20 protein-coding genes and 1 pseudogene are annotated in these 18,822 nt (G+C 38.7%); 12 read left to right on the top strand and 9 right to left on the bottom strand.

The window, feature by feature from the left end:
* Positions 1-460 precede the first annotated feature (460 nt).
* Both rocF and ACFWE9_RS20250 read left to right on the top strand, forming a co-directional pair.
* Positions 461-1,414, top strand: a complete 954-nt coding sequence (gene rocF, locus ACFWE9_RS20255; protein ID WP_230156089.1) for an arginase — start codon at positions 461-463, stop codon at positions 1,412-1,414.
* Between the two features lie 371 nt (positions 1,415-1,785).
* Complete coding sequence (locus ACFWE9_RS20250) at positions 1,786-3,222, top strand: amino acid permease (protein WP_230156090.1); 1,437 nt, start codon at positions 1,786-1,788, stop codon at positions 3,220-3,222.
* Positions 3,223-3,545: 323 nt separating this feature from the next.
* Here the strand turns inward: ACFWE9_RS20250 and ACFWE9_RS20245 are convergent, their stop codons facing one another.
* Positions 3,546-3,812 carry a hypothetical protein gene (locus ACFWE9_RS20245; protein WP_230156092.1) on the bottom strand — a complete coding sequence of 89 codons (267 nt, stop codon included), beginning with the start codon at positions 3,810-3,812 and terminating at the stop codon, positions 3,546-3,548.
* Positions 3,813-4,257: 445 nt separating this feature from the next.
* Here ACFWE9_RS20245 and ACFWE9_RS20240 point away from each other — a divergent pair, with 445 nt between their 5' ends.
* Both ACFWE9_RS20240 and ACFWE9_RS20235 read left to right on the top strand, forming a co-directional pair.
* A complete protein-coding gene (locus ACFWE9_RS20240; RefSeq protein WP_230156094.1) occupies positions 4,258-5,589 on the top strand; it encodes an oligosaccharide flippase family protein in 1,332 nt (443 codons plus the stop codon).
* Positions 5,590-5,814: 225 nt separating this feature from the next.
* Positions 5,815-6,000 (top strand): DUF3934 family protein, encoded by a 186-nt coding sequence (locus ACFWE9_RS20235; protein WP_230156096.1) that lies wholly within the window; start codon positions 5,815-5,817, stop codon positions 5,998-6,000.
* Between the two features lie 186 nt (positions 6,001-6,186).
* Here ACFWE9_RS20235 and ACFWE9_RS20230 read toward each other — a convergent pair whose 3' ends face one another.
* The 4 genes and pseudogenes from ACFWE9_RS20230 to ACFWE9_RS27150 all read right to left on the bottom strand — a co-directional run bounded on the left by ACFWE9_RS20230 (position 6,187) and on the right by ACFWE9_RS27150 (position 7,989).
* Positions 6,187-6,555: a DUF948 domain-containing protein gene (locus ACFWE9_RS20230; protein WP_230156098.1), complete on the bottom strand. Its 369-nt coding sequence runs from the start codon at positions 6,553-6,555 to the stop codon at positions 6,187-6,189.
* Between the two features lie 90 nt (positions 6,556-6,645).
* Positions 6,646-7,035 carry a DUF948 domain-containing protein gene (locus tag ACFWE9_RS20225; RefSeq protein WP_230156100.1) on the bottom strand — a complete coding sequence of 130 codons (390 nt, stop codon included), beginning with the start codon at positions 7,033-7,035 and terminating at the stop codon, positions 6,646-6,648.
* A gap of 248 nt (positions 7,036-7,283) precedes the next feature.
* Positions 7,284-7,746, bottom strand: a pseudogene (locus ACFWE9_RS20220) (Tn3 family transposase); the annotation flags it as partial.
* Positions 7,747-7,863: 117 nt separating this feature from the next.
* The gene (locus ACFWE9_RS27150; protein WP_483878216.1) at positions 7,864-7,989 is read right to left on the bottom strand and encodes a recombinase family protein; all 126 of its coding nucleotides are present in this window, start codon (positions 7,987-7,989) and stop codon (positions 7,864-7,866) included.
* 187 nt (positions 7,990-8,176) lie between these two features.
* Between ACFWE9_RS27150 and ACFWE9_RS20210 the strand changes: the two genes are divergently transcribed.
* From ACFWE9_RS20210 to ACFWE9_RS20190, 5 genes are all read left to right on the top strand, one after another.
* A complete protein-coding gene (locus ACFWE9_RS20210; RefSeq protein WP_230156101.1) occupies positions 8,177-8,599 on the top strand; it encodes a DoxX family protein in 423 nt (140 codons plus the stop codon).
* Positions 8,600-8,680: 81 nt separating this feature from the next.
* Entirely contained in the window at positions 8,681-9,010 is a 330-nt protein-coding gene (locus tag ACFWE9_RS20205) for an ArsR/SmtB family transcription factor (protein WP_230156102.1), read from the top strand.
* A complete protein-coding gene (locus ACFWE9_RS20200) occupies positions 9,007-9,429 on the top strand; it encodes an SRPBCC family protein (RefSeq protein WP_230156103.1) in 423 nt (140 codons plus the stop codon). Before ACFWE9_RS20205 ends, ACFWE9_RS20200 begins: the two co-directional genes overlap by 4 nt.
* Before the next feature lie 323 nt (positions 9,430-9,752).
* A complete protein-coding gene (locus tag ACFWE9_RS20195) occupies positions 9,753-10,346 on the top strand; it encodes a YdeI/OmpD-associated family protein (protein ID WP_230156104.1) in 594 nt (197 codons plus the stop codon).
* Between the two features lie 583 nt (positions 10,347-10,929).
* Positions 10,930-11,244, top strand: coding sequence for a hypothetical protein (locus tag ACFWE9_RS20190; protein ID WP_230156105.1), 315 nt, complete (start codon positions 10,930-10,932; stop codon positions 11,242-11,244).
* 132 nt (positions 11,245-11,376) lie between these two features.
* Here the strand turns inward: ACFWE9_RS20190 and ACFWE9_RS20185 are convergent, their stop codons facing one another.
* A complete protein-coding gene (locus ACFWE9_RS20185; protein ID WP_230156106.1) occupies positions 11,377-12,063 on the bottom strand; it encodes a hypothetical protein in 687 nt (228 codons plus the stop codon).
* Positions 12,064-12,339: 276 nt separating this feature from the next.
* Here ACFWE9_RS20185 and ACFWE9_RS20180 point away from each other — a divergent pair, with 276 nt between their 5' ends.
* Positions 12,340-12,546 carry a YqaE/Pmp3 family membrane protein gene (locus ACFWE9_RS20180; RefSeq protein ID WP_377358450.1) on the top strand — a complete coding sequence of 69 codons (207 nt, stop codon included), beginning with the start codon at positions 12,340-12,342 and terminating at the stop codon, positions 12,544-12,546.
* A 74-nt stretch (positions 12,547-12,620) separates the two neighbouring features.
* Here the strand turns inward: ACFWE9_RS20180 and ACFWE9_RS20175 are convergent, their stop codons facing one another.
* Complete coding sequence (locus ACFWE9_RS20175; RefSeq protein WP_377358444.1) at positions 12,621-15,191, bottom strand: helicase-related protein; 2,571 nt, start codon at positions 15,189-15,191, stop codon at positions 12,621-12,623.
* A gap of 531 nt (positions 15,192-15,722) precedes the next feature.
* On the opposite strand from ACFWE9_RS20175, the gene ACFWE9_RS20170 reads away from it, so the two are divergent.
* On the top strand, positions 15,723-15,935 hold the full coding sequence (locus ACFWE9_RS20170; RefSeq protein WP_230156109.1) for a hypothetical protein: 213 nt from the start codon (positions 15,723-15,725) through the stop codon (positions 15,933-15,935).
* A 496-nt stretch (positions 15,936-16,431) separates the two neighbouring features.
* Here the strand turns inward: ACFWE9_RS20170 and ACFWE9_RS20165 are convergent, their stop codons facing one another.
* Together ACFWE9_RS20165 and ACFWE9_RS20160 are read right to left on the bottom strand one after the other, a co-directional pair.
* Positions 16,432-16,611, bottom strand: a complete 180-nt coding sequence (locus ACFWE9_RS20165; RefSeq protein ID WP_230156111.1) for a hypothetical protein — start codon at positions 16,609-16,611, stop codon at positions 16,432-16,434.
* Positions 16,612-17,373, bottom strand: coding sequence for a type II toxin-antitoxin system SpoIISA family toxin (locus ACFWE9_RS20160; RefSeq protein WP_230156113.1), 762 nt, complete (start codon positions 17,371-17,373; stop codon positions 16,612-16,614).
* 428 nt (positions 17,374-17,801) lie between these two features.
* Here ACFWE9_RS20160 and ACFWE9_RS20155 point away from each other — a divergent pair, with 428 nt between their 5' ends.
* Complete coding sequence (locus ACFWE9_RS20155) at positions 17,802-18,716, top strand: MBL fold metallo-hydrolase (RefSeq protein WP_230156158.1); 915 nt, start codon at positions 17,802-17,804, stop codon at positions 18,714-18,716.
* Positions 18,717-18,822: the final 106 nt, after the last annotated feature.

The raw sequence follows: 18,822 nt of genomic DNA, 5'->3' as shown, positions 1-18,822 counted from the left end.
CAGAATATATATATTTCGAAAAAATATATTATGCTAACAAAGTGAAATGAGGTGTAAAATCATCTATTTTTAGTCTACCTTATTATTCATTTTGAGAATTATAAATCCTTTCATCTGAGTTATAGCTCCATTTCATGAATAAATGTACCTAGTAAAATAGATTCATAAACTCTATAATACCGTTAACAATAAACGTTAAACGGAAGAATCCCCCCGCTCCTATTGAGTTTTCAAACCCAATAGTAGCGGGGGGATTCTTGTATTTAACGCACTTTCCAATTATTCCATATACCCCATTCGGTAAAGTTTTCGACATTTTCATAAAATTTAAAATAGGGATATTAACCCAAGACTTTTACCCTTTTCTCAATCGTATAAATATTCAAAAAAATGTCGAGTTGAGTCATCTATACTTTTACCCTTATACTAGGGAAGAAAAATTGAAAGGGGAGAAATATACATGAAGAAGGAAATTTCAATCATTGGTGTTCCAATGGATCTTGGTCAAACTAGAAGAGGAGTCGATATGGGTCCTAGCGCAATCAGATATGCAGGATTGAGCGAAAGACTTGAAAGTATAGGATACACTGTTCGTGATGAAGGTGATATTAAAGTAGAAATACAAGAAAGAGCACAAAGTGATTTAGACACAAATTTAAAGAATCTGCAGGATGTAGCAGAAGGCAATGAAAAATTGAGTCAAAAAGTGGATGAAGTCATCCAATCAAATCGTTTTCCTTTAGTACTGGGCGGAGATCACAGTATCGCTATCGGTACATTAGCCGGTTTAGCGAAGCATTCTAAGAACTTAGGAGTAATTTGGTATGATGCGCATGGCGATTTGAACACAGCAGAAACTTCTCCATCTGGTAATATTCATGGTATGTCCCTAGCTGTTAGTTTGGGCCTTGGCCACCCTGCATTGATTAACATTGGCGGATATTCCCCAAAAGTCAAACCAGAGAATATTGTCATTATTGGTGCCCGTTCCTTAGACCAAGGGGAAAAAGAGTTAATCAGGGAAAAAGGGATTAAAGTTTTTACAATGCATGAGATTGATAGATTAGGTATGACAAAAGTGATGGAAGAATCAATTGCTTATCTGAAAGAACGTACGGATCTTGTACATTTATCCCTTGATCTTGATGGTCTTGATCCAGATGACGCACCTGGGGTTGGAACACCTGTAATGGGAGGCATTAGTTACCGTGAAAGCCATCTTGCCATGGAAATGCTCGCCGAAGCTAATATCATTACATCTGCTGAATTTGTAGAGATAAACCCAATATTGGACGAGCATAATAAAACTGCTGAAGTTGCTGTCGCATTAATGGGCTCATTGCTTGGTGAAAAATTACTTTATGGAGCGGAAGACCAATTTAATACTTCTGATTTACTGGTTGATGTTAAATAGTTGAACTTCTTTCTAGATAACTGGTATTGTAGTACATTATGAGAGATTTCGTTAAATAGATGGCCCAGTGGAAATAGCCCCTACTTCAACAGGGTGCATGTTACCCATTGAAGGATGGTCCACACGGAGCCATTCATCCCTAGTTTCCTGACGCTTGGCTTCCTTTTCTTTATAAGCGGCGCTACCTGAAATTAATTCTGCATTGGAACCTATCTATCTCTAAATGCAGAAATAATCTCTTATTCTAGGGAATTCAACAACATCTAAGATTCAAATCAAATCTTTTACATTTGTGAGTAAAATACACAAATTCCCTAAACGTCCAGACATAAATGAAACCGTTTGCACCCATCAGGTAAAGGAGTTTTTCAATGAAGACAATAGAAAATCAACCAAATGAATTAAAACGGAGCATGAAAGCAAGACATTTATTTATGATTTCAATAGGGGGATGTATTGGTACTGGCTTTTTCATTGGTTCAGGCTACACCATTCATGAAGCTGGGGCCATCGGGGCTATCCTCTCATACATAGTCGGTGGTTTTATCATGTATTTAACGATGCTTTGTCTCGGGGAACTATCGGTTGCTATGCCTGTTTCCGGTTCGTTTCAGACATATGCGACTAAATTCATCGGTCCTGGAACCGGCTTTGCCATAGGATGGCTTTACTGGTTAGGTTGGGCTGTTACGGTTGCCTTGGAGTTTTTGGCAGCTGGACAGCTTATGCAGAGATGGTTCCCTGAATCACCCGTTTGGATGTGGTGTGCAATCTTTGCTTTACTCATATTTTTACTGAACGCATTATCAGCAAAGGCATTTGGCGAATCTGAATTTGTTTTTTCCAGCATAAAAGTATTGGCCATAATCCTGTTTATCGTAGTTGGCGGTGCTGCCATGTTTGGACTTATTGATATGAAAGGTGGACAAGAAGCACCATTTTTCTCCAACTTTTTCAGCGAAGGCCTCTTCCCGAATGGAATATCGGCCCTGCTTATCACAATGATTACAGTGAACTTTTCCTTCCAGGGCACAGAGCTAATCGGAATTGCCGCGGGAGAAAGTGAAAATCCAGAAAAGGTCATACCTAAATCGATCAAACAAACCGTTTGGCGTACCCTTTTCTTCTTCGTTCTTTCTGTCTCTGTTCTTTCAGCTTTGATTCCAAGGGAACAGGCAGGAATCGTTGAAAGTCCGTTCGTTGTTGTTCTGGATAGTATCGGTGTTCCTTATGCGGCTGATATTATGAACTTCATCATTCTTATAGCGCTTTTGTCTGTTGCAAACTCCGGCCTTTATGCGGCAACACGTATGCTTTACTCGCTTTCTAAGGAAGGCATGGCAAGTCCAAAGCTCGGTATGGTAAATAATCGAGGAATTCCGCTTAATGCCTTACTTATCACCCTTGCAATAGCTGGTTTGTCTTTACTTTCAAGTGTAGTAGCCGCCAAAACAGTGTTTGTTTTTCTTCTCTCCCTTGCAGGATTAGGAGCACAAATTGGCTGGATTGCCATCGCGGCTTGTCTTCTTGCTTTCAGAAGATCATATATCCGCAATGGTGGACAGGTGGAAGACTTGAAATTCAAAGTACCGCTATATCCATTCATTCCCATGCTTGCCTTGATAGCAAACTGCATCGTCATGATCAGTCTAGCGTTTGTTCCTGAGCAGCGAATGGCCCTTTATTGCGGGGGAACGTTCTTCATTGCTTGTTATGCGGTTTATCACTTTAGAGTGAAGAAAAACAAGAAAGTGGAATCTCCAATGCAGGAGGTTGAATTAACTGCCGGTAAAAAAATGGTCATTTAAATCTAACCGGATTGTTTGGGAAGAAAAAATGGTGATAATCTTTGTTACCATACTTCCATAAGATCAATGCTATAGAAAGAAAAAATGCCCTGGAGATTTCCTAAATCCAGGGCATTTTTTTTACAATTCTGGCATACCCATCACCTAGGTAGCAATCATATGCTAGATAACTTCACATGAGGTTCCCCATTTTTTATTTTCATGGACAAAAATGGTACATCCCCTGTCATTGGAAGGGTATATATAATAGGAAGGTAAATTTTCTTGTTCTATTTCTTGTGAGATTTATCGAGCACAACAAAAAATCATCGTAATCGATGATTTTATTCTGTTGCATATTCTTTTAATCTAGGCAGGATTGGCTCTAAAATTTCCTTGGCTATGTAATCAGTATCCAATCCAATGAACCGTTCACTTTCTAATTCGACCGATCTCGCCTGCTCCGGATCATTGCAAAAAATAAACGAAATGATTCCGTCATCTTCAGTCATGTCCACATATTTAAATGTAATGTCATGTTCTGTAAGACAACTTTCAAACGCAATGCACAATTCATCTATATTTGATTGACTAATAGATGTGAATTTCATATTGATCATCCCCTCTGCTAAAGGATAGCAAAATATAGCATGAATTACAAAACGAAAGTAAGAATCAAACTCCATCGAATGATGTATGATTCATCATGCTCTCCTGCCCGAATTAAGCCTGTTGAACCAACATGACCCATTTATGCGCAGAATAAAATTAATTTTATTAGCCTTTCATGTCTTTGACTTCAAAAGAAATGAAATCAACATAAATGAATGAAGCGTTTTTGGATGGTGGTGGAGGGTGTGTTAATAAAATCTTTACAAAAAAAACAATCCATTTCATCTCCCTTCCCCTTTCCCGTTTTAACTTTCAAATAAAGGATATCTTAGTATTTCGCTAGACAATAACGGAGTACGTATCACCGCTTAATGGAGTTCATGATGAATAATCCATGGCATGTCTCATATCTTTATACAAACACCTTGTTAGGAGTGGGGCATCATGAAGTCTTTTTATAAAGGAACGCTCATTTTGATTGTTGCAGCGTTTTTTGGTGAATGCATCGAATTTTTAGTGAACATGATCCTAGCCAGGGAGTTACACGAAGAAGGCATGGGGTTATATATGTCCCTATTGCCTATTTTCTTTTTGATATATGTGATTGCCAGCCTTGAATTACATATTTCCATTTCAAAATTCGTTGCAGAAAATAAGCAGGCATTGCATTATAACCTGATCATTCATGCCCTTAAAATGGCTGCAGTCGTCGTGTTGGTTATGTGTGTAGTCATGCCTTTCATCCTTTCCTATTCATCGATTATGGACAAATATCATCCTTATATTAAGTGGTTGCTCATCGCCTCAATCCCCATCGTTGCATTTTCGTCGATTGCAAGAGGCTATTTCATGGGTGTCCAACAAATGGGGAAGATAGCTTTGTCCAACTTTTTAAAAGATGTCATTCAGTTTGGATTGCTTTTCCTACTCTTTAACTTATTTCATTTTAACCAAGAAAAGTCTCTGTTGATGGCCTTTTTTGTTTTGATAGGCAGTGAGTTCCTCGTTTTCCTTTACTTGATCAACCTTCTGATCCTTCAAATGCGAATCATGGGACGCGGTATGAACTCACGAACAACTGGTAAACATGCACGACAAACCTTATTGGCCGTTTCGCTGCCGACTATGGGGTTAAGGATCTTTCATGCGATAACAAATGCGATTCAACCTTTTTTGATTCATACAGCCCTTCTTTCAGCAGGATTCGGTGCTGTCGTGGCTACTGAGCATTTTGGGATGCTTACTGGTGTTGCGATGACAATCGGCTTTTTTCCGGCTTTTATCGCGCATTCCCTCATGATCATGCTCATTCCGAATGTATCGAATGCGTACAAGAAGCAAGATAAGGAAAAATTAAGGGTCTTATTGCAAAAATCGATGTCATTTACCGTATTGTATGGAGTTCCCGCGGTGTTCTTCATTTATTTCTTTGCGGAACCTTTGACCTCGCTCTTTTTTTCTTCAACATCCGCCGCTTACTATGTAAAATTATTATGTCCCTATTTCCTGTTTCATTTTTTTGTCATTCCCATGCAAGCCTATCTTATCGGCTTAGGTTTAGTGAAAGATGCTTTCATCCATACAGTATGGTCCCATATCGTTTCATTTTTAATGATGTATATCCTAGGCTCTCAAGCTTCACTTAATATGGGAGGCATCATTATAGGAATGAATACAGGAGCAGTTTTGCTAACTCTGATGCACTACTTGACCATTTGCAAAAAGATTGGGATAAGCATCTTATTAACGAAATCCAGATCCATATCAATAAAGTGATAGGCAGGATGATCCATCTAATTCAAAAGCAGCAAAAAACAGTACTTTAATTAAGCAAGTACCTCTGCAAAATTCCATTCGTTTATGTGTTTCTAAGGATTTAACATAAAAATATTGAGCCTACCCCTGTACATATCACCGTAGTTGCTGTATATTTCAACATACTTGGGTAATAATCAAGTAAAATGGTTTAAACGAACCATACAATAGTAATGGAGTGATTTCATGAGTAAAGCTAAGGCTAAGAGTGGGACAGGTAAAGGTACGGGCACAGGAACAGGCAAAAAGGGCTGGAATCGTTGGAAAACGGGTGCCAACAAGAAAAAAAGCGCCAAGCCATATGTAAGTAAAGGCGTCAAACATTCCAATGACTCCAAGTCAGCGGGCCAACCTGACAAGGCTGAAAAATAATTGTTTCGATTAAATCCACACAAGACATATGTTCCATATTCTCATACAGGGTGTTAAGAGATCTGTATGAGAGAAATGGGTCTAATTTTTATATATAACCGGGTAACCCCAATTATATAGCTTTACATACTAGTAAAAAGACACTCCCCATCCAGGTAGTGTCTTTCTTGTTTTATTCTGATCTTTTTACCTGCTTTGGCTCGTCGGATTGATTGAATTGATTTTTTTCGAAGGAAAATCTGTGCGAAAGCCGTTAGTAGTAGCTTTTTTAACAGAGTTTGTAACTGAATGTATCGCTTCCCCGACATCCTGAGCAGAATCCAAAAGCGGTTCCACCGTTTTCATTTTAGATTTAACATCATCAGTGATTTCGTTTGCTGTTTGCAATAGTTGTTTCGATTCGTCAGATAGATCGTGGATGGCATTTCTCACTTCAACCAATGTTTGATTGGCTTCTCCTATCGTAACCATTCCCTTTTGAAGTGTACTGATCAAAAAAACTACCAACCAAATGAACGCTAAAGCAATTGCGGCCACACTATATTCGATAATCATGATAACGCTCCCCTCTAAAGTAAATGTAAAAGCGTTTAATCAAATATGTTAGTGGATCCCAGGGTGTCTTGTTTTTTTATGTGGCTCGTACTATTTTATTTTTATTTGTACGTCCTCAGCTTTTGCTTGAGTGGAAGAAACTGTCGGAGTGGACAGAAGATCTTTCGTGTTATTTAAACTGGCTTCTTTCATGGAATGGGTTACATTATGAATCATTTCCCCAACATCTTGAGCGGATTCCAGCAAGGGATCGACATTTTCCATCTTGCCTTTTACATCTGTCGTTATTTGATTAGCAGAGTGGATCAATTGTTTGGACTCATGCGTCAATCCATGAACTGCATTCCTTACCTCTGCAAGTGTCTTATTTGTTTCCTCGAGCGTTTCCATTCCTTTACGCAGCGTCTGGTTGACATTATATATCAAATACACAACGGCTCCAGAAACACTTGCCACACTTAATTTAATGAACATGTGCATTTATCCACCCCCTTCATCTAAATTTATGCTAGTACCCATTTATTCATTCCCTAAAGTCCAAGCTTTGTCCGGTCACTTGAATTAATAGATTGGAATATGCTTTCTTTGTCTTTTTTGCTATCGGTTAGATGATTAAGTGAAATAGGGGCAAAGCCAACATTTTAACAAAAAATATGCTAAGGATAATGTACGATAAAAGGGTAAATCGGCTAGATGTGTTGATTAGGATAAGTGGACTGGTTTTTCTTCTAATTTGTTATTAGTGGGCGGAGGAAATTAAGTGTTGTTCCTTGATCATAGTTATAAATATACTCTCCTAAAAAGTTAATATGTTCCCATCCTAACGGAGAAGTTTGTTTTGATAATTTCATCGTCAGTTTTTTGTATTCAATAGCTTTTGATAAATAAACGGTATACCAGATACTTTAATATCATTTATGATGATTTTAAGTGCACTAGCAAGTTGCAATTGATTTTTTAGTACCCTCTCCCGAAGTTCTCCATGCTTTCCAAAGAAAATAGTCCTAGCTAACCCTGCATTTCTTCTCCTTTGTTTAATCCTTTCTAGATTTCCCTTCTTAATAATCACTTGAAATGTAGTCTAAAATAAATATGGTTTTCTCAATTCTCCCCCATTTCTCGTAAGGCTTTAGCTATACTATTTTGACGAGAATAAGAACCTAATTTACCCATAGCCGTTGAAGTGTCAATATGATCAACTATTGAACTAACTCCTGAAAAGTATTACTTATTTCAATGAAGTGTTTTGTAGAGCGTGAAATACGATCTAATTTATGTCTTCATTTCGTAATACCTTCCATCATTCATCTAGTTGTGGTCGTTCCTTTTTTGCACCGGACACCTTATTTTTTCACACCCGAATTTTTTAAGTGCTTCTAATTGTAACTCCAGGTTTTGTTCGTGTGTCGGTACCCGTCCATATCCAAAAATCATGATTCATTACCCCTGTTAATATTTGAATTCATAATATTATTGGAACAAAAAGGAAACAGATTGACAGGACACCATTTGGTGTTGTATTATCAAAGCAACACCAAATGGTGTCCAATTAGGAGTTAGTCTTTTGGAAAGTTTGGAACCCGAATAAGTTTCACTTCAATCAATTATGAGGAGGAAACAAATGAGTAAAATTATCGTTACGGAAACAGCCGCAAAAGTAGAAGCCCAGCCCCGAGGAAAAATGATTGCTTATTGGTCAGTGACATTACTACTCGCAGCATCTGTTATGTTAAGTGGTATCGGGCAACTTATGCAATATGGGGGAAACATCGAGTTAGTGACGAATCTTGGTTACCCATTATACGTCTTGACCATTCTCGGGACTTGGAAAGTGCTTGGAGCCATCGCTCTCGTCTTGCCAGGTTTTCCTCGGCTTAAAGAATGGGTTCACGCTGGTATCTTCTTTTTAATGACTGGTGCGGCTTTATCTCATGCGTTTGCTAACGATAATGGTGATTTCGGGTTTTCTATTATCCTTCCGCTTTTTTATGCTGCACTTAATATCGCCTCGTGGGCGTTACGTCCGAAGAGCCGCAAACTCTAGGAAGTTGGTGAAATGAACGTAAGACCCTTCGTACCATCAATAGATCTCTACTACAGAAAATCTTATTTGGGAGGGAGTGTTGTGAGTGAGAACAACAGATTACGTGATGTGTTTGACGCGATTGCAGATCCAACTAGGCGCCGACTGATTCGTCTGTTAGCAGAGGCAGAGGAAATACCGCTTCATGAATTAACGGCACAGTTTCAAATGGGCCGTACAGCGGTATCCAAGCATTTGACAATCCTTAAAGAGGCCGGCCTTGTATTTGACCGAAAAGTCGGCAGAGAAACGCGATTTAGGCTAAACGCCCATCCACTCAGAGAAATTCAAGATTGGGTGGCTGATTACAGTAAGTTCTGGAGCACGAATATGTTGCGCTTGAAGCAACTTTTAGAGGAGGAAGAAGAATGAGTTTAACATTATCATTGGATTTTCAGTACACGACATCGATTGAGAAGCTTTGGTCCGCCATAACCGATTCAAGCAAGCTTGCCAAGTGGGTGGTCAACATCCACAGCGGTCAGGCGATGGAAAATGATTTTAAGCCCGTCATAGGACACCGTTTTCAATTTCGCACACCGCCGACCGAATATTGGGATGGAATTGTTGAAGGCGAAGTGCTTATCGTGGACGAACCAAACCGGTTGTCCTATACTTGGGCCAGTGGAGGAGAGAAGCACACAATCATCTGGACGCTGCAGGATTTAGGCGACGGAAAGGTTAACCTTCATCTTGAACAAACCGGAATCTCCAATGCTCAAGCCCTCAATGGAGCCAAGTATGGCTGGAGTAAGTGGTGCGGCGAGCTTGAAAAAGTGCTGGAACAATAACCGCATTCGGTACTAACTATCCCCTCCCTCCATGCTAAATTATTGGAGAAATTTAATTCAGACAAATTGAAAACCTTCCATTTGAAGCAAACTAGACTTAATACTCTAATGGGAGGTTTTGTCATGATTTTAAGTGAGTCGTGGCGACTGTAATCGCAAGCCAGATGGGACGGAATTGCAGGATATTGTGATGATTACAGGGCTGACCAACCAATTCTACCGAGCACTAATAAGGTTAGGGACTAGATGTCAATTGTGGAGAAATTAAGAATGATCATTCATGACTGTCAGCTTATCGAAAAATTAAAGAGGAGAGTTCCTTGATGACAAATAGTAGAATGAATCCTAAGGTTGATGAATTTTTAAGTAAAGCTAAAAATTGGAACGAAGAATATGAGAAGTTGAGGAATATCGTTCTTGACTGTGAGCTGACCGAAGAATTTAAGTGGATGCATCCTTGTTACACGTTTGAGAAAAAAAACGTAGTTTTAATACATGGATTTAAAGAATATTGTGCGCTTTTGTTTCACAAAGGTGCCTTGTTACAGGATGCCAATGGGATTCTAATCCAACAAACGGAGAATGTACAGGCGGCGCGTCAGATTCGGTTCACCAATGTTCAAGAAATAGTTGAAATGGAAACCATCTTGAAAGCCTATATTCATGATGCCATTGAAGTTGAAAAAGCCGGTTTGGAAGTGGAATTAAAGAAGACGGCAGACTTCATAATTCCTGATGAATTTCAAAATAAATTAGATGAAATCCCTGCCTTGAAAATTGCTTTTGAAGCATTGACGCCGGGACGGCAAAGAGCATACATTCGTTATTTTTCTGAACCCAAACAATCCAAAACTCGAGTATCAAGAGTTGGAAAATATATCCAGGAAATTCTCAATGGAAAGGGATTAAATGATTGATTCTTTGCACTCCTTTTGATGGCTTGCAGGTATCAGTGATACATGCAAGCCTTAATAGTCATACTAAATAGCATGAAATGACTACTTATAAAAGCTAAAAAGTGAGCTGCTACTCCCTCCTCCAATAGGTGAGTCGGCTCACTTTTTTATTTGAGTAACTTTGAGGTTCACATTTACAACAAGCACACTCTTTCAAAAGGAGGTAAAACAATTTATGAAGAATTAATAGTGTGAGCAAAAGTGAGTCTTCTACTCCAGCTGAAAAATCGGGTAGAGAGGTGCTTTTTTTCGCAAGGTCATCGTGGTAATCGTACATAATTTCTTGAAAACAGCCTCTTTTTTTAATTCTTTTTTCTTCCCTCTTGTTTACCTATATATTGGTTCCAATGAAATAGTGAGTGACGATTATAAAGTATATTCTGGCGAGGTGATTGTTAAAATTATCATTATTCAGTTTATTCGTTTCTTTCCTTTTCAAAAACGGTTTCCAGCCGTTTCAGCCTATTATATTTTAAAAATATACAAAAATAAATATACAAACCCGTCCTATTAGGCACACTACTATTAAAAACAGGAGGATACTATGACACCTCGTAATGTTCCAGCTAAAGATGAAATGAAAGTGAAAGAATCGCCTGCTTCGCCTGTTAAGGAAAGTGAAATAGCCCAACTCAGCCGATTGTTAGGAGCGGTCATGAGATATTTATCAGATGATGAGCAAGAAGAAATTGATATAGAATATCTTCTTGAAAATACCGAGGGTTTACGGGATTGGTGGAACAACTATAGGGAGCTTGACCGAAAAAGGGTCGAAGAAGAAATAAAAAATTCCCTGACCGATTTATCTCTGGAAGAACTTGAAACCATCCGCGAACAAATCCGTCATAAGGAAGAATAAAAAAACCTGCAAAGGATTAACCTTACAGGATCCTACTATATAGCAGAGCATTTTATTGAAACATCATGCCGTTCAAACAACAGGACCTTCATTAAACCAATCGTTTGGAATGATTCATCCGAAGAATCCCGATTAATTTCCGTTAAATGAGAGCTTTAATTCTAGTTGGTCAACCATGGAATCAACTAATGCATGCAATGGATGTACTATCGTATTTCCGGTCTGACCCTCATACGTATTCGCTGCTTCAACCATGGAAAGTTGCGCTACCGAAAGGGGTCTTTTTTCACGATTAAACTGGAGTAGGAAATTCACGATTTCCTGGTTATATTTTTCACCTAACCCCTGCATAATCAATTCGAAGGTGTTGTCGATGATGATAATTTCAACATCAACAGCCACATCCCCATATTTTTTTGCGTGGGCATGTAAACGTTTTATTGTTCCTTCAACTGTAGCAGGGTTCGTGAAAAGGATGATTTGCGGTTGCTGCAACTGACAAATTAGTTCAAAATATGGTTCATCGATTTTAATGATAGGCAGAGATAAAGATAGTTGTTCTTCGTTTAATAAAGCGATGTAGTTCGTACAGGTTATCAGGATGGCATCCACATTACATTCGGCAATCCATTCAATTTGTTCTTTGACTCTTTTTTGAGCATCCGAATACATAAACTCCTCACCTATTCCCACCCGATGCATCAATCCTGGGTCTACAAAATGAAGCCATTCAATATCGAATTGGGAGAACGCTTTTTCTATGTATTCTACATTTGAATAATGAGCATGCAAACAGCCTATCCTTTTTCTCATGAACATCCCGCTTTCACCAGACAGATTTCTAATCATTCTAACACAAAAGACAGCATTCCTTTGTTTTTTCTTATGCCGTTTCCCTCCTGCTTTAATCGAAGGCGAACAAATATCCATCATGCTTGTTGGGAATGAACCGGGCCCCCGAGCATATATTTATCAAGCAAGTGGCATCATCATAAAAATGAAACTGCTGGACGCAACCAATGAAGAGAACATCATGTCAAAAGAGATGATCATGTTAAGTCATATGAAAATCCTTATATTTGGAGAGTGTTCATTATTCTATATTTAATCGCGATTCTTTTTCCGCCATTAGCCGTATTATTAGCGGGTAAACCCATTCAGGCTGTGTTTAATTTAATCCTCACCCTATTTTTCTATGTCCCTGGTTTAATTCATGCCATCTTAGTTGTGCATGATAAGAAAGCTGATAAGCGAATGAAGCTGCAAACTGCACTAATTGCTAAATCGAAACGAAATGAATAAGCTTATCTATACAACCATACTTCAACCCGAATCCGTACACTGAAGGTGCCCGTTTTTCGGGTTGTTCGATCGGTTTAATTGTATCTGTGCGTCTTCCTATGCCCTCTATGGTAACAAGCATCACATATATGAAAACGAGAGTCATCGGGCAACTTTTTTCCACAACGCTTGCATTTTTTTTGATAATTCAGCATTTCATCTTTTAATTGATCATGAACGCCATCACTGATTTCTTCACGAATACGCTCCCAATAAACTGCTTCAGTCCTCTTGCCCATCCGATATAAAAATAATAAATGAAGGCCTATCGCTTTATAAGAAAGTTCCAATTCCTCGAGATTTCTAGTCTTGATGATCGGTTCAGGAAGATCACTGCTTTCGGCTATCGCCTCGACCGTTTCCAGCCATTGCCTGATGAGACTTGGTTCTTTGGCTGAAAAAGGGATATGCAGGAAACCATATAAATCCATTAAGGAAAAACGCGCTTCGATTTCGGTATCACGTATTAGCTCGTAAAGCTCCCTTTCTTCCGATAGCGCAGCTTTTTTCGTCCCTTTAGGCGGCTCAAACCTTTCCCACATTTCGAAAAATGTTCCTAGGTTTCGGTAATACTTTTGAAATCGTTCAAATACAGCAGAGGTTGGGGCGATCGTAAAGGTTTGAACTGGCTCATCTACTTGTTCCAGCAACTTATTCATGATTTTGATCTCTGCTGTGAATGCAACCTTACCAGTGTCATATATACCTTTTCTCCCCGCTCGACCTGCGATTTGTTTAACTTCTTGTGAAGTCAATCTCCTTCTTCGTGTCCCGTCGAACTTTTCATTTTCAAGAAAGACAATGCGGCGTATTGGCAAGTTCAATCCCATTCCTATCGCATCTGTGGCAACGACGACTGATGTTTCACCGCGATTGAACAGCTCTATTTGCCGTTTTCTATTTTCGGGAGGCATACTGCCGTATATCATGCTCACATTATGTCCACTTTCTTTTAGGCGGGACGCCGTTTCCAGAACCTGCCTTCTCGAAAAGCAAATGAGTGCATCCCCTTTTTTGGTATACTTTAACCCAAATTCCTTTTGTTCTACTTCAAGCGGTATCTCCCGCCTATATTCGTGGAGTTCCAGATCTGCTTCATTCAAAAGGTTCAGAAGCATCACTTTGATATTCTTGCTCCCGATAATGTGTACTTCTTTCGCATTTGCTTGCGTGATTGCCCGAAACCATGAAAAGCCTCGATCTTTATCTGCAATCATTTGGGATTCATCTATAACGATTACTTCATGGTAGTCTTTTTCATGAAACATCTCAACGGTACTAGAAATGTGATTTGCACCCTCTACCGCCTTTTCTTCTTCACCGGTCTTTAATGAACAAGGAACTCCATCCGCATTTAACTTGTCAAACACTTCTAGTGCCAGCAGTCTAAGGGGAGCTAAATACAAGCCGCTTTCCGCTTCTTTCATTTTTTGTAAGGCCTGATGCGTCTTACCGGTATTTGTCTCCCCGATATGCAATACATATCTAACTTTTTTCCCTAAGGATGGAGTATAGGCCTTTCCTATAATGTCATCGATCATCCTTTGCTCTTCTGCCTGCTTCTTGGCTAGTTCTGCCAATGCTTCAGCTTTTCTTCTTTCTCTGTTCGCCTCGTCCTTTTCAAATATTTCCTCGTGCAATGTTTCATTAAAAGGAACTCCCTCAAGGTTCAGTAAATCAGAAACGTATTCTTCTTGAAGTTCGTCAAAACAGGCCTGGGACAAATCAGCCAATTCATCCCGCAAAATACCCTGCAGGACTTCAACCGTCAACCTCTCCCCATATGACTCCAAAAAATCATGATGAAGGGCAGCCGGTAATTGGTTCAAGTAATTTTCAGGCGCAATTTTTACAATGAAATCCGAAACTAACCTCTCATACCGATAGAAGTAATTTTCATATTCATAACGGTTCCTTCCCCAATCGAATAACGAATGGATATCGCCTGTCAACTCTTCAAAAAAATCAGTGACCATTATATATTCGGTTGCTTGAAATCCCCCTTCTTCAACTAATTTCTCTTCAAGCAAGTATGGATCGACGTATTGGAATTTAGGCTTATTATGAAGATCAGCTGCCAAAATCCCGGCAATATAATGCCTGACATGTAAATATAAAGGCAGTGAGCGTTCTTCAAAAAATGCATTAGCTCCTTCTTGAAGTCTTTCTCGTATCTTCCACCGTTTCTTAGCTCTAAGCTGTTCTTCTTGTCGTTTGAAGAAGTTTTCCCTTGCCTTTTTATATCGCTTCTCCCAATCTTCTTTATTTACAGCAAAGCATTCGTTCATCCACGTTAAAGCATTAAAGGGACGGTACTTCCTTAATTCGTTGCGAAACATACTATTGATCAGCTTGTGATCTGAACCTTCCGTTACAAAGCCCCTTTCGTTTAGAAAAAGCTTTTTTTCCTTTCTGGGCACATCGTTTGATGCTTTATTTAACCAAACATTTATCCAAATTTGCCCAATGAACGACATCCTGTCGGATATATATGTTGCATATGAAGGCAATGTCTCTTGATTCTCTAAATAAAAATCCATATCCTGGATGATTTTTTCCTTTGTATTCTCTATAGCAATAGGGTATATACTTTCTAATTTTCCCATAATGATCCCCTTTTGAATGATCCTGTATGTACGTAAGTCTTACCTTTTATTCTCTCCAAAACATTTCTTTCAATGAGCACGATACCTTCGTTTTCTCTATATAATTCAGACGGCTCATTAATCATGAGGAGCGGAAATGTCGCGGTTTTATTAAATGATAAATTAGACAAGATGGTTTAGATAAGATACTCTTGCCATTTCATGTATCGTATATTGCATGAGAACCAGACTTAAGAAAAATGAAATTTAAAAAATAGCCGAAAATCATATAGAAATATGGAGACAGTCCATTACACGATCTCGATAATCCATCAATGGAATCACTCCAACCTCTTATTTGAGTTTAGTGGAAATCTGGACAACTGTCACGGTTTTGGCTTGAAGCCAATCATTATTCCGAATTTGAAAGAACATGCTTTGACTAGTGACCACCCTCTAACGAAATTTATAGGAATGTGTGTTTTATGAGGGTTCTTGAAATCATAGGTTCATGATGTGCATTCGAGAAAAACTCTTTTATTCATTGGAGTTTTGACAGTTCAAACGATCGTGCTTGGAAATCGGATATCAGGAGTCTTTTTATCACGTCTTTACAATGGGAACTTCATTTATATTTGTAATATTCCATTGGATGTGGAGACGCCATTCTTAAGTCTGAATGACTTTTACATACTTTACAAGGTGGCAGTCATGTCAGGGCGTATCGGTGGTGATGTATTCATTGTATTATTTCATTCATCGTAATGTGAGTATTTAATGAAAAGCACTAAGGAAAACGCTGAATGATTATTGTAACATTCATCCACCATGCTCAATCTCAATAAGGGAAATGGTTAATTCGTTTCAATCAGAGATAAGCTTTTATCCTAATAAAATGAAGTCCCTCATGAAAAGAATCGATTGTACAATGATTTGGCAAAAGAGCTTCGTCGCAATAATATTCATACTTGCAAGTTGCGATTTTCAAAAAAAAAACCGTTCTCCATTGAGAGACCGGCTTTCCTTTATCTTAAAAAAATCCAACGTTTTGCTTTCAACCTTTGCAGTAGCCTAAGGAGATCGGCATTTTCCTTATGTATCCGTTTCTCGGATGGTGAAGCAGAGGGGGCCGGGATGTTCACTCTCTCGGGTTTTTTGTTCATATTCTAAAAAGACCCTTCCTATACTGTAGTTTTAAATAGTATATGCGGGTTCTCCTCTAAATATCATTCAGGCTAAGGAAAAACCTCTGCCCTGATCCTTATAAAACATTTTTTAACATGCTGAAGCGTGCAGTTTTTTCTTTTTGTTTCAGGATAATGCGTTCGTTCTGTTTCATCACTTTTTTAGTATGGGGGCTTAACCCTACATCTGGTATCTTTACCTGTGGTTTAATTACGGCAACTGAAACTTCACTTCCGGCTTTATCATAAATGCTCATTTAACCTTCACCACCTGGATTTTGTTTTATGACCATATCGAACATCATGATCAATAATGCTATTAATAAACAATCGACTTCTGAAACGAAGCTTTCTGATTTAACGTCTAGGATATAAGGTTCCATCAAAATACTTACAGGCTGAAGAGCCATTTTTTCTTCATCATTATAATACGTATCTTCTCTTTCCAATGTAGCACGAATGGTACTGCCATTCAAGTTCGGATGCCCATTTATCACCAATTGCTTGTCCTGTTCCGTTTTGAAAGAAAGAATTTTCACGTTCATCCCTTCCTTGGCTGCATATGCTTGAAGGAGAATGCTCAAATAAGCCAAGTATTCCTTATTTGTTTGATAAAACTCAGGAATCCCTTCTTTTTTCAATAGGTGAAACATATTCTTGACCTTTTCCCTATTGTCCGTTAATAGTTTGTCACTTTCCGCCACTGCTTTAGTTGCATAGGATAATTCATTATCGCCGATTTTGGATATATACATGCTCAAGAACACAAACATATCAATCAGGATGAATACAATGGCCATAATCAAAAAGTTTTTCCACTCGTTGAAAATACTCATTGGATAGAAATTCCAGTAAATCAGTGCTCCTAGTATAAAAATGACATACCAGGTTTTTCGAATCGCTTCAATCTTTTTACTTACCTTGTCTTTATATTTCCAAGAAAGAATGACATAGGCCAATAAAGCAAAAAATACTACCCATACAAAGACTCTGAAAAACGTTAACAATCGTATTATCACCTTACCCCTCATACGCCGGTTACATAACTTATCACTCTCTATATATTATTCATTATTTATACCTCTTTTCCCTGCTTACGGAGTGTGAAACTTATACACTGGTCTTAGGAGTTTTCATCCGCTTGAAGAACACTTCCCATTTTCACCACCTCGTAGTCACCGCAAATATTTATGGGACATTGCAGTAAATAACCTTACCTTTTCTGTGATATGATAAGTTAACGAAAAGGTCTGATTCATATTGGAGGAATATATTCATGCTGAAAATTTTAAAAATCCTCATTTCTTTTTTTATTTTATTGTTACTTTTCCTTAAGCTCTATCCACCTCTAGGGAGACGTACCTCCAAAGAAAAAGCGAAAAGTTTCAATGAGATAGAGCATTTTGCCAATTGGAAATTCCTCAATCAGATTCCTGCCAGTCAAGCGATGAGTCTTAAACATACTGGTTCGATATTACGGGATTACATAAAAGGCAATCCGAGAAGGAGGCCTGACCACCCAATCGTAATGGGTACAAAAGGACCTGCATCTGTGAATTCCAATAAAGTCACCTGGTTTGGTCATTCTGCATTCATGTTGGAATTAGATGGGAAAACAATTTTAGTGGATCCTATGTTTGGTAAAGCGCCCACTCCATTTCCTTGGTTTGGGAACAAGCGGTTTAGCGGAGAGCTGCCTTTGGATTTGGATAGTCTGCCTCCTATCGATGCCGTTCTACTCTCACATGACCACTACGATCATTTGGATTATTTCTCTATAAAGAAACTAAAAGATAGGGTCGGTTCGTTCATAGTACCGCTCGGTGTCGGAGGACATCTTGAGAGATGGGGTGTAAAAAAAGAGCTGATTTCTGAACATAATTGGTGGGATGAAGTTACATTCAAGGATTTGCAATTTGTTTGTACACCTGCAAGACATTTTTCTGGAAGAAGTTTACGTGATGGCAATTCGACGCTTTGGTGCTCTTGGGTAATTAATGGCCATGAAGAAAAGGTATTTTTCAGCGGCGATAGTGGATATGGTAGCCATTTTAAAGAAATCGGCGAAAAATACGGTCCTTTTGATTTAACATTAATGGAATGCGGCCAATATGATGAGCGCTGGTCCACCATCCATATGATGCCTGAGGAAACGGTACAAGCGCACATCGATGTACAAGGAAAACTGATGATTCCCATTCATTGGGCTGGATTCACATTGTCATTTCATGACTGGACAGATCCAATAGAACGGGTAACAAAAGCGGCCAATGAACTTGATGTTCAGGTCAGTACCCCTCAACTAGGCGAACCAGTATTGATTGGGACAAAAGACTTCCCTCGAACAATCTGGTGGAAATAAAAAAGGTCCGTCCTTGAACTGCACCCCAATTGTTAGACAACATCTAACAATTGGAGGTGCAGTTTTTTTGACTAAATATACGATAGACGAAAAATTACATGCAGTT

The sequence above is a fragment of the Peribacillus sp. NPDC060253 genome, assembly GCF_042727425.1.
GTDB lineage: Bacteria > Bacillota > Bacilli > Bacillales > DSM-1321 > Peribacillus.
The sequence above is the reverse complement of the archived record's forward strand: the minus strand, read 5'-3'. Positions and strand labels throughout refer to the sequence as shown.

Excerpts from the sequence above, each read along its gene's own strand:
- rocF (WP_230156089.1), top strand. The coding sequence starts at position 461 with ATGAAGAAGGAAATTTCAATCATTGGTGTTCCAATGGATCTTGGTCAA.
- ACFWE9_RS20240 (WP_230156094.1), top strand. The coding sequence starts at position 4,258 with ATGAAGTCTTTTTATAAAGGAACGCTCATTTTGATTGTTGCAGCGTTT.
- ACFWE9_RS20210 (WP_230156101.1), top strand. The coding sequence starts at position 8,177 with ATGAGTAAAATTATCGTTACGGAAACAGCCGCAAAAGTAGAAGCCCAG.
- ACFWE9_RS20165 (WP_230156111.1), bottom strand. The coding sequence starts at position 16,611 with ATGAGCATTTATGATAAAGCCGGAAGTGAAGTTTCAGTTGCCGTAATT.
- ACFWE9_RS20245 (WP_230156092.1), bottom strand. The coding sequence starts at position 3,812 with ATGAAATTCACATCTATTAGTCAATCAAATATAGATGAATTGTGCATT.
- ACFWE9_RS20155 (WP_230156158.1), top strand. The coding sequence starts at position 17,802 with ATGAGTCTTAAACATACTGGTTCGATATTACGGGATTACATAAAAGGC.
- ACFWE9_RS20175 (WP_377358444.1), bottom strand. The coding sequence starts at position 15,191 with ATGGGAAAATTAGAAAGTATATACCCTATTGCTATAGAGAATACAAAG.
- ACFWE9_RS20235 (WP_230156096.1), top strand. The coding sequence starts at position 5,815 with ATGAGTAAAGCTAAGGCTAAGAGTGGGACAGGTAAAGGTACGGGCACA.
- ACFWE9_RS20250 (WP_230156090.1), top strand. The coding sequence starts at position 1,786 with ATGAAGACAATAGAAAATCAACCAAATGAATTAAAACGGAGCATGAAA.
- ACFWE9_RS27150 (WP_483878216.1), bottom strand. The coding sequence starts at position 7,989 with ATGATTTTTGGATATGGACGGGTACCGACACACGAACAAAACCTGGAG.
- ACFWE9_RS20185 (WP_230156106.1), bottom strand. The coding sequence starts at position 12,063 with ATGTTCATGAGAAAAAGGATAGGCTGTTTGCATGCTCATTATTCAAAT.
- ACFWE9_RS20195 (WP_230156104.1), top strand. The coding sequence starts at position 9,753 with ATGACAAATAGTAGAATGAATCCTAAGGTTGATGAATTTTTAAGTAAA.
- ACFWE9_RS20225 (WP_230156100.1), bottom strand. The coding sequence starts at position 7,035 with ATGCACATGTTCATTAAATTAAGTGTGGCAAGTGTTTCTGGAGCCGTT.
- ACFWE9_RS20190 (WP_230156105.1), top strand. The coding sequence starts at position 10,930 with ATGACACCTCGTAATGTTCCAGCTAAAGATGAAATGAAAGTGAAAGAA.
- ACFWE9_RS20200 (WP_230156103.1), top strand. The coding sequence starts at position 9,007 with ATGAGTTTAACATTATCATTGGATTTTCAGTACACGACATCGATTGAG.
- ACFWE9_RS20230 (WP_230156098.1), bottom strand. The coding sequence starts at position 6,555 with ATGATTATCGAATATAGTGTGGCCGCAATTGCTTTAGCGTTCATTTGG.